The sequence below is a fragment of the Streptomyces sp. C genome (assembly GCF_000158895.1).
In the GTDB taxonomy this organism is placed as follows: Bacteria; Actinomycetota; Actinomycetes; order Streptomycetales; family Streptomycetaceae; genus Streptomyces; species Streptomyces racemochromogenes.
On sequence record NZ_GG657750.1, the window covers coordinates 1,259,291 to 1,271,489 of the forward strand.

Below are 12,199 nucleotides of genomic sequence, written 5' to 3' on the forward strand. Positions count from 1 at the left end.
AGGGCGGCCCGGGGCGGCTACGGGGCGACCTTGCCGATGCCTCCCGGTGCCTGCGCGGCGCGCCGGTCGATCTGCCACAGCTGGCCCTCGCGGTTGCTGACGTAGATCCAGCCGCCCTCCAGCGCGAGTCCCTCGCAGGTCCCGAGGCCGGAGGCGACCACCCGGTGCGCGCCGTCGGCGAGGGTGATCTCGTGGAGGAGGCCGTTCGCGTGGTCGATGGTGTACGCCCGGCCCGCGCCGTCGAGTTCGACGCGGATGGTGCGCGCCCCGGCGGGGAGGGTGGCCACGACGCGGGAGGCGCCGCCGGCCAGGGTGATCTCGTACAGCTTGGCGCCGTTGTCCTTCTGGCCGACGTACGCCTTGCCCCTGCCGTCCAGGGCCACTCCGGCGATGCCCTGCCCGAGGCCGGTGGCGATCGTGGTCTTCCGCCCGCCGGGCAGGTCGACGGCGATCAGCTGCCCGTCGGTCCAGTTGGTGACGTAGGCCCTGTTCGCCGCCGCGTCGAGTGCGACGCCGTAGGCCCCCGGCACGTCGGCGATCTTGCGGGAGGTGCCGTCGGACAGGTTCACCGCGAGCAGTCGTCCGCCGGCCCAGTCCGTGGTGTAGGCGGTGCCCTGACCGTCGACCTCGACGTCGCCGATGTCGCCCAGGGCGCTCGCGGCCACGCGCTGGGCGCCGGTGTCGGCCTTCACGGCGGACAGCCTCAGCCCGCCCCGGTCGGCGACGTAGACCGTGCCGTTCGCCGGGTCGGCCGCCACGCCTTCGGAGGTACCCAGCCCCGTCGCGACGAGGGTGTGGCTGCGCTTGTGGGCGATGAGCTTCGACAGGTCCGCCGGATTGGGCATGTCCTCGTCCCTGATGGTCACCCCGGGCGGTCCGAAGGCCTTCGTGGTGGACGAGGCCATCGCGGACGCCGACGCCGGGTCCGCGGTGACCTGGAGCTGCGCTGCGGCCGCGGCGCGGGTGCTCTGGAAGAGCGGGCCGAGGAAGCCCATGACGTCGAACGCCCCGTGGGCGGTCTGGCGTACGAGCCAGGGGTCGCGCTCGCTCTCCAGGCTGCGCACCTCTTCGGAGACGCTTCCCGCTCCGGGGGTGTCCTTGCCGAGCTTCTGGCCGGCCTGGTCTGCGGAACCGGCCTGGTCCCCGCCGTTGTCGAAGATGTTCTTGAAGGACATGGTCACTCCCCTAGAGCGGCTGCGGCTGCGTCTGGTAGTCGAGCAGTTCCGGCTGGAACACCCGGTGTTCCCCGGCACGGACCGCGACCCTCTCGGCCGTCCCCTTCTGCATGAAGCGCTTTCCCTCGTCGGCCAGGTCGAAGCGGCTGGAGTCGAGGGCGGCCTCGCCGAGCTTCCACGCGAGGACCTTGGAGTACCTCGGCTCGGCGCCCTGCTTGGCCGTCTCCTTGACCTCGACCGGCTCGGGGTAGTGCAGGGCGACCCAGCCGCCGAAGGTGACGGGGAACTCGTAGTCGAACTGGCGGACCTCGCGCCGGGTCGTGGCCATGACGTCGGCCCGGCTGCTGATCTGGAAGCTCATCGTCGACACGTGCTTCCACTCGGTGGTCAGCGAACCGCTGACGGATCCCGTGATCCCGAGGGCGAGTTCGCCCCACAGTTCCCCGGTGCCGGTGACGGAGCTGGTGGCGGTGGTGCTGCTCGTCGCCTCGGTCTGCGTCTCCGTGTTGACGCCCTGGTTGTCCTTGCTGTTGAGCAGGGTGGTCTTCTGGTACTGCTTCATCTCCATGCTCTTCGCCAGCTGCTGCTGGAGCGACGCGATGGACTTCGCCCCGAAGGTGAGCTTCACCTCTCCCTGGAGCGACCAGCTGATCGTGTTCGAGATCGTGAACTCGACGGTGTCCGTCACGGTGATCACGATGGGGTCGGTGCCGTTGACGTACGTCTGCTTGGACACCATGTCGGGCGGCGGCTGCAGGATGTCGGCGCGCTCCTCGATGACGGGTACGCCGACGTTCATGAAGGCGCGCCAGCCGCGCTCGTGTGCCGTCGGTTCGTCCGTGGGGAACGCGGCGTAGCGCTCCTTGTTGAGGGAGAACCCGACGGGGTCGAGCGGCTCGCCCCCGCCCTGGCGGTTGCGCCGGAACGCGCCGCGGCGCAGGTTGCGTTCCAGGATGCCGGCGGCCCTGGCGGCGATGTCCAGCTCCTGCTGGTTCTTCGTGGTCAGCGGGTGCCGCATGAACACGTCGTTGATGTAGGCCGTGCCGACGTCGTTCCTGACGCTGCCTTGCCCCATGCCCTGTTCCCCTCCCTGGTGGCTGGTCGGTGACGCTACGCAACCGGAGGAGGGGTGGACAGGGGCGGGAAGTCGCCACCGGGTGACAACCGGACAGATGCCGCTGACCAGGCACTTGATCACGCCGGGGCGGGGCGTGCGGCGGGGGCGGGCGGCCGCCCCGGGTGCGCCTTTGCATGATCCACTGAGGCCGAGATCCCGGGAGCCGCGCGGGGGCGGGCGGGCCGGACGGCCCTGCCGCGTGTCCGGATCCATGAGCACGGGGCTGGCTGGGCGTAGCCGGGGCGGCGCTTCCGGCTCGAATCGACCCCGGCCGCGCGTTCGAGGGGGCGGGCCGGACGTACGGGGTGGAGCAGGGCCGGGGGCGGGGCGGGGCCGGGGCGGGGGCGGGGCCGGGGCGGGGGCGTTCACCCGGACGGCCGTCCGGGCGGCGGCGGGTCAGCCCGCGAGCGGCTTGACCCAGCGGGTCCAGATGTCCTCGGGGCCGTAGCCGGCCGCCCGCCACGCCCCGTGCGCCTGCTCGTTCCCGTCGAGCACCATCGCGTCGGCGCGCCGGCCGCCCAGCGCGGCGAACCGCTCCTCGGCGGCCGCCAGCAGTGCGGAGCCCGATGCCCTGCCGGCGGTGGTCCGGGTGCACGGCGAGCCGGGTACAGGTGGCAGCGCCAGCCGTCGAAGCCCGCGATCACGGTGCCGACGAGCTCGCCGTCGCGCCGGGCGAGCAGCAGGGCCTCGGGGTCGCGCGCGTGCAGCCGTTCGACTCCGGCCAGGTCGTCGCTGATGCTCGCGCCCTTGGCGGCGTCCTTCCAGAAGTCCAGGACGGCGGGCAGGTCGGGGGCCGAAGCGGGGCCGATGTGAAGATCGTTCATTCCGGGATCCCACCATCCACGGCCGCTCGCCCAAAAGGATGACCCATTCCCTTTGCCTTTCCTTTACCATGTGGTGAACGGTTTCCCCGATCGACGACGAAAGGTGTGAGCGTCCGCCCATGGGCGAGCCTCCCAGTCACCGACACCCCGGTCCGCGACATCGCGCGGCCCCCCTCCTCCTGACCGAACATGGGACGGAGGTGAACGACCGATGACCGAGGTACTCCTGCTCATCGTGGCGCTGCTGCTCTGCCTTGCCTGTGGAGCGTTCGTCGCCGCCGAGTTCTCGCTGACGACCATCGAGCGCAGCGAGCTCGAACGGGCCGTCGAGCGCGGCGAGCGCGGAGCGGACAGCGCTCTGGCCGCGGTCCGCAGCCTCACCTTCCAGCTCTCCGGAGCGCAGCTCGGCATCACCGTGACCGGCCTGGTCATCGGCATGATCTCCAAGCCCTCGATCGCGGCCCTGCTCACGGGCCCGTTCCAGGACCTGGGCCTGTCGGCCGGCGCCGCCTCCTCCACCGCCCTGGTCCTCGGCACCGTCCTGTCGACGGTGGTCCTGATGGTCGTCGGCGAACTGGTCCCCAAGAACTGGGCGATCTCCTCGCCGCTGGCCATCGCCAAACGCGTGGCGACCATGCAGCGGGTCTTCTCGCGCGCGTTCAGGCCGCTGATCAGCCATCTGAACACCACCGCCAACCACATGGTCCGGCGCATGGGCATGGAGCCCGCCGAGGAGCTGGCCTCCGCCCGCAGCCCGCAGGAGCTGGTGGCGCTGGCCCGGCACTCCGCCAAGGCCGGCGCGCTGGAGAAGGACACCGCCGAGCTGTTCGTGCGGACCCTGAACCTCGCCGACCTGATCGCGGAGAACGTGATGACCCCGCGCGTCCAGGTCACGGCCCTCGACGTGCACACCACCGCCGAGGACGTGGCCAACGCGACCATGGCCACCGGACTGTCGCGCTTCCCCGTCTACCGGGGCAGCCTCGACACCGTGGTCGGCATCGTCCACATCAAGGACGTACTGGCCCTGCCCGCCGCCGAGCGGCACCGCCATCCGGTCTCCGGGCTGCTGCGCGAGCCGCTCCTGGTACCGGAGTCGCTGACCGTGGACCGGCTGCTGGACCGGCTGTCGGGCAGGCAGACGATGGCCGTGGTGATCGACGAGTACGGCGGCACGGCCGGAGTGGCCACCCTGGAGGACATCGTCGAGGAGGTCGTCGGCGAGGTGCGCGACGAGCACGACCCGCACGAGACCCCCGACCTTGCCCCGGCCGGCACGGACGAGGCGGGCCGCACCCTGTACTCGGCCGACGGCGCCGCGCGCACCGACCAGCTCCGGCGGATCGGCCTGCGGGTGCCCGAGGGCCCGTACGAGACCCTGGCCGGGCTGATAGCCACCGAGCTGGGCCGGATCCCGGCCGTCGGTGACCGCCTGGAGCTGGACGGCTGGCGCCTGGACGTGGTCGACGCCAGCGGACGCCGGGCCGCCCGCGTGCTCCTGCACGAGCCGGCCGGACCCGTCGGCGACGAGACCGCGGAGGAGACCCGATGACCGCGATCCAGCTGCTGATCGGCCTGGCGACTCTGGTCGTCAACGCCTTCTTCGTCGGCGCGGAGTTCGCGCTGATCTCGGTCCGGCGCAGCCAGATCGAGCCGTACGCCGAGCAGGGCGACCGCCGGGCCCGGGCGGTGCTGTGGGGGCTGGAGCACGTGTCGGCCCTGATGGCGGCGGCGCAGCTCGGCATCACCCTGTGCACCCTGGTGCTCGGCGTGGTGGCCGAGCCGGCCATCGCGCACCTGCTGAGCCCGCTGCTCGACGCGGTCGGGGTGCCGTCCGGAGTGACGCACGCGATCTCCTTCGTCATCGCCCTGGCGCTGGCCACGTACCTGCACATGCTGTTCGGCGAGATGGTCCCGAAGAACGTGGCACTGGCCGAGCCGGTGCGCACCGCGCTGGCGCTGGGGCCTCCGCTGGTCGCCCTGACCCGGGGCCTGAGGCCGGTGATCTTCGCGGTGAACGCCTTCGCCAACGCCCTGCTGCGGCTGCTGCGGGTGGAGGTGAAGGACGAGGTCGCGGCGACGTTCTCGGACGACGAGCTGGCCCGGATGGTCAAGGACTCCAGTGACGCGGGGCTCATCGACGACCGGGCGAGCGAGCGGCTGCACGACGCCCTCGAACTGGGCCGGCGCCCCGTCGCCGACGTGGTGCTGCCCGTGGACCGGGTCGTCACGGCCCGGCAGGGCATCACCGCGGCCGCCCTGGAGGCCCTGTCCGCCGAGTCGGGGTACTCCCGGTTCCCGGTGGTCGACGCCCGGCAGCGGATCCTGGGGTACCTGCACGTCAAGGACGCCCTGGACGTGCTGGAACGGGACGAGCCCTTCCCGCGGACCGCGCTGCGCCCGATCGCCCAGGTGCGGGCCGAGACCCCGCTGGACGACGTGCTGACCGCCATGCGGCGCAGCCGTACGCACCTGGCGGCGGTCCTCGGGGCGGACGGGGCGCTGGCGGGGCTGGTGACGATGGAGGACGTGCTGCGCGAGCTGTTCGGCCGGCCCGCCTCCACCTAGGGGGTGTCCGCAAAGTGGCGCCGTCCGCCCGGAGGGCGGGCCCCGCGGCGTCCGGTGCGTGCTCTCGGCGTGCCGGGAGGAAGCCCGCGTACTGTCCGTGCTTGGGCTTTCGTCCGGTGCGGCGAGAGCGCGTGCCGGGCGTCGCGGGGCAGGCGAGACTTTGCGGACACCCCCTAGGGCCCTGGGAAGGGAGCCGTACCGCGCGGTAGCATCGCTCCGCCATGGAGATGAATGCGTCGTACACCAGTTTTGTCGCGGTCGGGGACTCCTTCACCGAGGGGATGTCCGACCTGCTGCCGGACGGCTCCTACCGGGGCTGGGCCGACCTGCTGGCCGCCCGGCTCGCCGCGCGCGAGCCGGGCTTCCGCTACGCGAACCTGGCCGTGCGCGGCAAGCTGATCGGCCAGATCGCCGAGGACCAGGCCCCGGCCGCCGCCGCGATGGGCGCGGACGTGGTGACCCTGGTGGGCGGGCTCAACGACGCGCTGCGCCCCAAGGTGGACATGGGCCGGGTCCGGGCGCACCTGGAGGGTGCGGTGGAGCTCCTCGCGCCGTCGTGCAAGCACCTGGTGCTGATGCGCTCACCCGGCCGCAACGGCCCGGTGATGAAACGCTTCCGGCCGCGCATGGAGGAGCTCTTCGGCATCCTCGAAGAACTCGCCGGGCGCCACGGGGCGCTGCTGGTGGACCTGTACGGGGCGCCCGTGCTCGGGGACCCGCGGCTGTGGGACGTCGACCGGCTGCACCTGACCCCGGAGGGTCACCGCAGGGTGGCCGAGGCCGTCTGGCAGACTCTGGGGCTGCCGGCCGAGGAGGACTGGCGGGCGCCGCTGCCTGCGGCCACCGCGCCGGGCTGGCCCGTGCGCCGGGCCGAGGACCTGCGTTTCGCCCGGCAGCACCTGCTCCCCTGGATCGGGCGCCGGCTGACGGGCCGGTCCTCGGGGGACGGCCGCCCCGCGAAGCGGCCGGAGCTGCTGCCGTACGGGACCCCGCCGCTCTCGTAGTAACCCACAATCCCGAGGGCTGCCTCTACCTGCGTAAACGCACAGCCGCGGCCCAAGTAGAATCCCTACACGTGACTGCCAAGCCCCGCATCCCCAATGTCCTGGCCGGCCGCTACGCCTCCGCGGAGCTCGCCGTCCTGTGGTCCCCCGAGTACAAGGTCACGCTGGAGCGGCGGCTGTGGCTCGCCGTGCTGCGCGCCCAGAAGGACCTCGGCATCGAGGTCCCCGACGCCGCCCTCGCCGACTACGAGCGCGTCCTGGAGACCGTCGACCTCGCCTCCATCGCCGAGCGCGAGAAGGTCACCCGCCACGACGTGAAGGCCCGGATCGAGGAGTTCAACGCCCTCGCCGGCCACGAGCACGTCCACAAGGGCATGACCTCCCGCGACCTCACCGAGAACGTCGAGCAGCTCCAGATCCGGCTCTCGCTGGAGCTGGTGCGCGACCGCACGGTCGCCGTCCTGGCCCGCCTCGGCAAGCTCGCCGGCGAGCACGCCGAGCTGGTCATGGCCGGCCGCTCCCACAACGTGGCCGCGCAGGCGACCACGCTGGGCAAGCGCTTCGCGACCGCCGCCGACGAGCTGCTCGTCGCCTACGACCGCCTGGAGAACCTCCTCCAGCGCTACCCGCTGCGCGGGATCAAGGGCCCGGTCGGCACCGCCCAGGACATGCTGGACCTGCTGGGCGGCGACGCCTCCAAGCTGGCCGACCTGGAGCAGCGGATCGCCGCCCACCTCGGCTTCGCCCAGGCGTTCACCTCGGTGGGCCAGGTCTACCCGCGCTCGCTGGACTACGACGTGGTCTCGGCCCTGGTCCAGCTGGCCGCCGCCCCCTCCTCGATCGCGAAGACGATCCGCCTGATGGCCGGCCACGAGCTGGTCACCGAGGGCTTCAAGCCCGGCCAGGTCGGCTCCTCCGCGATGCCCCACAAGATGAACACCCGCTCCTGCGAGCGCGTGAACGGTCTCATGGTCATCCTGCGCGGCTACGCCTCGATGACGGCCGAGCTGGCAGGCGACCAGTGGAACGAGGGCGACGTCTCCTGCTCCGTCGTCCGCCGGGTGGCCCTGCCCGACGCGTTCTTCGCCTTCGACGGCCTGCTGGAGACCTTCCTGACGGTCCTCGACGAGTTCGGCGCCTTCCCGGCCGTCGTGGCCCGCGAGCTGGACCGCTACCTGCCCTTCCTCGCCACCACCAAGGTGCTGATGGGCGCGGTGCGGGCCGGTGTGGGCCGCGAGGCCGCGCACGAGGTCATCAAGGAGCACGCCGTGGCCTCCGCCCTGGCCATGCGCGAGCAGGGCGCCGAGCGCAACGAGCTGCTGGACAAGCTGGCGGCCGACGAGCGGATGCCGCTGGACCGCGCGCAGCTGGACGCCCTGATGGCCGACAAGCTCTCCTTCACGGGGGCCGCGGGTGACCAGGTCGCCGCCGTGGTCTCTCGTATCGAGGCCATCGCCAAGGAGCACCCGGAGGCCGCCGGTTACGCTCCGGGGTCGATCCTCTGACCCCCGACGAGCTCGAAGCCGCCCGCGGCCGCGTCCTCCCGGACGTGGTCGCGGGCGGTCTGCGTGTGCTGTTCTGCGGGATCAATCCGGGTCTCCTCTCCGCCGCGACGGGCCACCACTTCGCCCGCCCCGGCAACCGCTTCTGGCCGGTCCTGCACCTGTCGGGCTTCACCCCCCGCAGGCTCGCCCCCGAGGAGCAGCAGGAGCTGCTGTCCTACCGCCTGGGCATCACCAACGTCGTCGCCCGGGCCACCGCCCGGGCCGACGAGCTGAGCGCCGAGGAGTTCCGCGAGGGCGGCCGGATCCTGACGGCCAAGGTGGAACTGCTGCGCCCCCAGTGGCTCGCCGTGGTCGGCGTGACCGCCTACCGCACGGCCTTCGGGGAGCGGAAGGCCGTGATCGGCCCCCAGGAGCGCACCATCGGCGCCACCCGCATCTGGGCCCTGCCCAACCCCAGCGGGCTGAACGCCCACTGGACCGCCGAGTCGATGGCCGAGGAGTACGCCCGCCTGCGTCGGGCCGCGAGCTCCGACGGCCCCTGAGTCCCGCCGCCGGCTACGGCGGGTCGACGACGGTGACCCCTGCCATCAGCATGAAGGGGAACTCCTTGTCCCATTGGGCGACGCAGACCACCAGCCACCGCTCCCCGGCCCGCCACAGGTGCACATGGTCGGTGATGTTGCACAGCTCATCCCACGGTTCCGGTATCTCCTCCCCGTCGAACCCCCGGTCCAGCAGCGATCCCAGGGCGAATATCTGGGGCGGCCCCCACCGGTCGGTCACCGCCTGGGCGAGCGCCGCGTACTCGGCGCTGATCTGATCCTCGGCCTCCTCCCAGCCGGATCCGTCGTCGTCCCAGAAGTCCCGGGTCCGGCTGAGCTGGACCAGGTGGTAACCCGGGCCCGCGCTCTGTTCACCGGACACGGCCGGCCCGGACGGGAACTCCCGCGTTCGCAGCCGGTCGATCGTGTCGAGATGGTCTGCCGTGGTCATGCCGTCAGTATCGGGCGGGCCACTGACAACTGGCCCGGCGTCACGCGTCGCGCCGACGTACTGCCAGCCAGCCCGCGGTCAGGGCGGCGAGGGCCCACAGCCCGGCCACCGCGAGCCCGCTCCAGGGCCCCAGCGCCCCGTCCGCCTGCGCCCTCATCACCATCTGGCCCGCCCGGTCCGGCATGAACCGCATGGCTCCGCCCACGACCTGACCCACCACGAAGGGCACGATCAGCAGGAAGGGTATGAGCAGGCTCATCACCAGGGTGCCGCTGCGCACCAGGGCGGTCAGGCCGGCCGACAGCAGGGCGATCAGAGTGAGGTAGGCACCGCTGCCGAAGACGGCACGCACCGTCCCGGGGTCGCCGAGGGACAGGGCGTCGTCCCCCATGAACGCCTGCCCGGCGACGAAGGTGACGAGACCGGTGACCTGTCCGACGATGAAGGCGAGTCCGGCCACGGCGGCGGCCTTGGACAGGTACAGCCGGGTCCTGTTGGGCACGGCGGTCAGCGAGATCCGCAGGGCGCCGGCCCGGAACTCGCCCGCGAAGGCGGTCGCGCCGAAGGCGATGGCCGCTATCTGGCCGAAGTTGACGCCGAAGAAGGCTCCGAGGAGGCGGTCCTCGCCCATGGCTCCGGGCTCGGAGGTGCCGATGGCGGCGGCGGTGAGGACGGTGACGCCCGCGGTGGCGGCGAAGACGGCCACCAGCGATCCGAGGACCGCGCGGGCGGACCGTATCTTGATCCATTCCGAGTGCAGGACGGGGACGGTGGGCAGGGCGGCGGCGGTCACGGCGGTGGCTCCCATCGGGTCAGGCGGCGGTGGCGGAGAAGGGGGTGCGGTCGGCGGTGAGGTCGAGGTAGGCCTGCTCCAGTGAGGCCCGCTCGTCGGAGAGTTCGAGCACGGCGATGCCCTCCCGGGCGGCGAGGGCCCCGATCCGTTCGGCCTGTACGCCGTCGACGGTCCAGCGACCGTCCTCGGCGGCGGCCATGCGCAGGCCCTCGCGGGCCAGGGCGGCCGCCAGCCGGTCCGGCTCGGCGGTCCGCAGCCGCACCCTGGGCGTGCTGCGGGCGTCGATGAACTCCTGGAGCGGGGTGTCGGCGAGCAGTTGGCCCTGCCCGAGGATGACGAGGTGGTCGACGAACGAGGCGGACTCGGCCATCAGATGGCTGGAGACGAAGACCGTGCGCCCCTCGGCGGCGAGGCTTCGCATCAGCTCGCGGATCCAGATGATCCCTTCCGGGTCGAGGCCGTTGGTCGGCTCGTCCAGCAGCAGGACCCCCGGGTCGCCCAGCAGGGCGGCGGCTATGCCCAGGCGCTGGCGCATGCCGAGTGAGAAGGTGCCGATCCGGCGGCGGGCGACCGCCGCGAGGCCTGCCCGTTCGAGGACCTCGTCCACCCGGGCGGCCGGGATGCCGTTGCTGACGGCGAGCGCGAGGAGGTGGTCCCGGGCCCTGCGCCCGGCGTGGGGCGCCTGTGGGTCGAGCAGGGCGCCCACCTCGCGCAGCGGGGTCCGCAGGTCGGTGAACCGGCGCCCGGCGATGGCGGCGCTGCCGGCGGTGGGCCGGTCCAGGCCCAGGACCAGGCGCATGGTGGTGGACTTGCCGGCCCCGTTGGGCCCCAGGAACCCGGTGACCCTGCCCGGCAGGACGTCGAAGGTGAGGTGGTCCACGACCCGTCGGGTGCCGTGGTCCTTGGTCAGTTCGCGGATCTCGATGCGGTTCATGGCTCAAGGTTCGCCGTCCGCCCCGGTGCGCTCCCTCCCCCGTGCGAGGGTGCCGTCTCCCCCACGTGGGGGAGACGGCACCGGCCCACGCGCTGCCACGATGGGGGCATGATCCGACTGCTCCGTGCCCCGTTCCGGCCAGTGACGTACTCGCGCTGGCTGCACCTGTGCGTCCCGGTGCTGCTGCTCGCCCTGTGGATGTTCATCAACCCGCGCGCCCCGTGGGTGCCGCTGCTCATCGTCATACCGTTCGGCCTCGTGCCGTGGGTGCGGCTGGCCGAGGGGCTCCAGGCGCAGTTCCTGCTCACCCCGCAGGACCGGGACGGTGGGGAGGGTCTCATCGGCGGTGCTCCGTCGGCGCGTTGGGCGGACCGGTGGCGGACCGTGCTGTGGCTGGAGATACGCCTCGTCGTCGCCGGGGCGGCCATGTTCGCCACGGTGTGGCTGCCGGTCCAGGCCATCGAGCTGACCACGATCGCCCTCGGGCACCCCCTCAGCTCGGACCTCGCCGCGGCGTTCACCCCACCGCGCTGGGCGGCGGCCCTCCTCGTGCCGGTGCCGCTCCTCCTGCTCGTCCTGATCGTGGTCCTGCTGGGCGAGCTCATCACCACCATCGCCCGGCGCCTGCTGGGGCCGTCGGCCGCCGAGCGGCTGACCGCGCTGGAGGCGCGGACGGAGCAGCTGCTGGAGCGGACCCGGATCGCGCGCGAACTGCACGACTCCATCGGGCACGCCCTGACGGTGGCGGTGGTCCAGGCGGGTGCCGCGCGGGCCGCCGGCGACCCCGAGTTCACCGACCGCGCGCTGAGCGCGATCGAGGAGACCGGCCGGGCCGCGCTGGAGGATCTGGAGCGGGTCCTGCTGGTCCTGCGGGAGTCCGCGCAGCAGCCGTCGCAGCGGCCGACCCTGATGGAGGCGGACCGGCTGCTGGAGTCGGCCCGCGCCTCGGGGGCGGAGGTCGACGCCCGACTGACGGGCCCGCTGGAGAAGTTGCCCGGACCGGTCACCCGTGAGGGGTACCGGATCCTGCAGGAGGCGCTCACCAATGTGCTGCGCCACTGCGGCCCCGTTCCCGTCCGGGTACGGGTGGACATGGCCGCGGGCCGGCTGGAACTGGAGGTGACGAACCCGCTGCCGGAGCGTCCTTCCGTCACGAGGGGCGGCGGGAGCGGTCTGCGGGGGATGAGGGAGCGGGCGGCGCTGCTCGGCGGTGAGGCCGAAACCGGTCTCCACGGGGGTGGTTGGCGGGTGTGCGCGCGGCTTCCGCTGGAGCGAATACCCTGACC

General features: G+C 72.7%; 11 protein-coding genes and 1 pseudogene. 6 read left to right on the forward strand and 6 right to left on the reverse strand.

The window, feature by feature from the left end:
• Nucleotides 1-17 precede the first annotated feature (17 nt).
• The 3 genes and pseudogenes from SSNG_RS05455 to SSNG_RS05465 all read right to left on the reverse strand — a co-directional run bounded on the left by SSNG_RS05455 (nt 18) and on the right by SSNG_RS05465 (nt 3,116).
• Nucleotides 18-1,175, reverse strand: coding sequence for a PQQ-binding-like beta-propeller repeat protein (locus SSNG_RS05455; RefSeq protein WP_042800574.1), 1,158 nt, complete (start codon nt 1,173-1,175; stop codon nt 18-20).
• Nucleotides 1,176-1,185: 10 nt separating this feature from the next.
• Nucleotides 1,186-2,250: a hypothetical protein gene (locus SSNG_RS05460; protein ID WP_007262801.1), complete on the reverse strand. Its 1,065-nt coding sequence runs from the start codon at nt 2,248-2,250 to the stop codon at nt 1,186-1,188.
• 438 nt (nt 2,251-2,688) lie between these two features.
• Nucleotides 2,689-3,116: pseudogene (locus SSNG_RS05465) on the reverse strand (GNAT family N-acetyltransferase).
• Nucleotides 3,117-3,327: 211 nt separating this feature from the next.
• Here SSNG_RS05465 and SSNG_RS05470 point away from each other — a divergent pair.
• The 5 genes from SSNG_RS05470 to mug all read left to right on the forward strand — a co-directional run bounded on the left by SSNG_RS05470 (nt 3,328) and on the right by mug (nt 8,735).
• Nucleotides 3,328-4,668, forward strand: a complete 1,341-nt coding sequence (locus SSNG_RS05470) for a hemolysin family protein (RefSeq protein ID WP_007262803.1) — start codon at nt 3,328-3,330, stop codon at nt 4,666-4,668.
• Nucleotides 4,665-5,684: a hemolysin family protein gene (locus tag SSNG_RS05475; RefSeq protein WP_007262804.1), complete on the forward strand. Its 1,020-nt coding sequence runs from the start codon at nt 4,665-4,667 to the stop codon at nt 5,682-5,684. The genes SSNG_RS05470 and SSNG_RS05475 overlap by 4 nt, the downstream gene beginning before the upstream one ends.
• 221 nt (nt 5,685-5,905) lie before the next feature.
• The gene (locus SSNG_RS05480; protein WP_007262805.1) at nt 5,906-6,688 is read left to right on the forward strand and encodes an SGNH/GDSL hydrolase family protein; all 783 of its coding nucleotides are present in this window, start codon (nt 5,906-5,908) and stop codon (nt 6,686-6,688) included.
• Nucleotides 6,689-6,759: 71 nt separating this feature from the next.
• Nucleotides 6,760-8,193, forward strand: a complete 1,434-nt coding sequence (gene purB, locus SSNG_RS05485; protein ID WP_007262806.1) for an adenylosuccinate lyase — start codon at nt 6,760-6,762, stop codon at nt 8,191-8,193.
• A complete protein-coding gene (gene mug / locus SSNG_RS05490; RefSeq protein ID WP_007262807.1) occupies nt 8,190-8,735 on the forward strand; it encodes a G/U mismatch-specific DNA glycosylase in 546 nt (181 codons plus the stop codon). The genes purB and mug overlap by 4 nt, the downstream gene beginning before the upstream one ends.
• A 13-nt stretch (nt 8,736-8,748) precedes the next feature.
• Here mug and SSNG_RS05495 read toward each other — a convergent pair whose 3' ends face one another.
• The 3 genes from SSNG_RS05495 to SSNG_RS05505 are packed head-to-tail and all read right to left on the reverse strand — an operon-like array spanning nt 8,749 to nt 10,913.
• Complete coding sequence (locus tag SSNG_RS05495) at nt 8,749-9,186, reverse strand: hypothetical protein (RefSeq protein WP_007262808.1); 438 nt, start codon at nt 9,184-9,186, stop codon at nt 8,749-8,751.
• Nucleotides 9,187-9,226: 40 nt separating this feature from the next.
• Entirely contained in the window at nt 9,227-9,994 is a 768-nt protein-coding gene (locus tag SSNG_RS05500; RefSeq protein WP_042800575.1) for an ABC transporter permease, read from the reverse strand.
• A gap of 4 nt (nt 9,995-9,998) precedes the next feature.
• Nucleotides 9,999-10,913: an ATP-binding cassette domain-containing protein gene (locus SSNG_RS05505; protein ID WP_007262810.1), complete on the reverse strand. Its 915-nt coding sequence runs from the start codon at nt 10,911-10,913 to the stop codon at nt 9,999-10,001.
• A 108-nt stretch (nt 10,914-11,021) separates the two neighbouring features.
• On the opposite strand from SSNG_RS05505, the gene SSNG_RS05510 reads away from it, so the two are divergent.
• Nucleotides 11,022-12,197 carry a histidine kinase gene (locus SSNG_RS05510; protein ID WP_007262811.1) on the forward strand — a complete coding sequence of 392 codons (1,176 nt, stop codon included), beginning with the start codon at nt 11,022-11,024 and terminating at the stop codon, nt 12,195-12,197.
• The last annotated feature ends 2 nt before the right edge of the window (nt 12,198-12,199 follow it).

Bases quoted from the DNA above. Each gene is read 5' to 3' on its own strand.
- SSNG_RS05470 (WP_007262803.1), top strand. From the start codon at position 3,328: ATGACCGAGGTACTCCTGCTCATCGTGGCGCTGCTGCTCTGCCTTGCC.
- SSNG_RS05495 (WP_007262808.1), bottom strand. From the start codon at position 9,186: ATGACCACGGCAGACCATCTCGACACGATCGACCGGCTGCGAACGCGG.
- SSNG_RS05455 (WP_042800574.1), bottom strand. From the start codon at position 1,175: ATGTCCTTCAAGAACATCTTCGACAACGGCGGGGACCAGGCCGGTTCC.
- SSNG_RS05510 (WP_007262811.1), top strand. From the start codon at position 11,022: ATGATCCGACTGCTCCGTGCCCCGTTCCGGCCAGTGACGTACTCGCGC.
- SSNG_RS05475 (WP_007262804.1), top strand. From the start codon at position 4,665: ATGACCGCGATCCAGCTGCTGATCGGCCTGGCGACTCTGGTCGTCAAC.
- SSNG_RS05480 (WP_007262805.1), top strand. From the start codon at position 5,906: ATGGAGATGAATGCGTCGTACACCAGTTTTGTCGCGGTCGGGGACTCC.
- SSNG_RS05460 (WP_007262801.1), bottom strand. From the start codon at position 2,250: ATGGGGCAAGGCAGCGTCAGGAACGACGTCGGCACGGCCTACATCAAC.
- SSNG_RS05505 (WP_007262810.1), bottom strand. From the start codon at position 10,913: ATGAACCGCATCGAGATCCGCGAACTGACCAAGGACCACGGCACCCGA.
- SSNG_RS05500 (WP_042800575.1), bottom strand. From the start codon at position 9,994: ATGGGAGCCACCGCCGTGACCGCCGCCGCCCTGCCCACCGTCCCCGTC.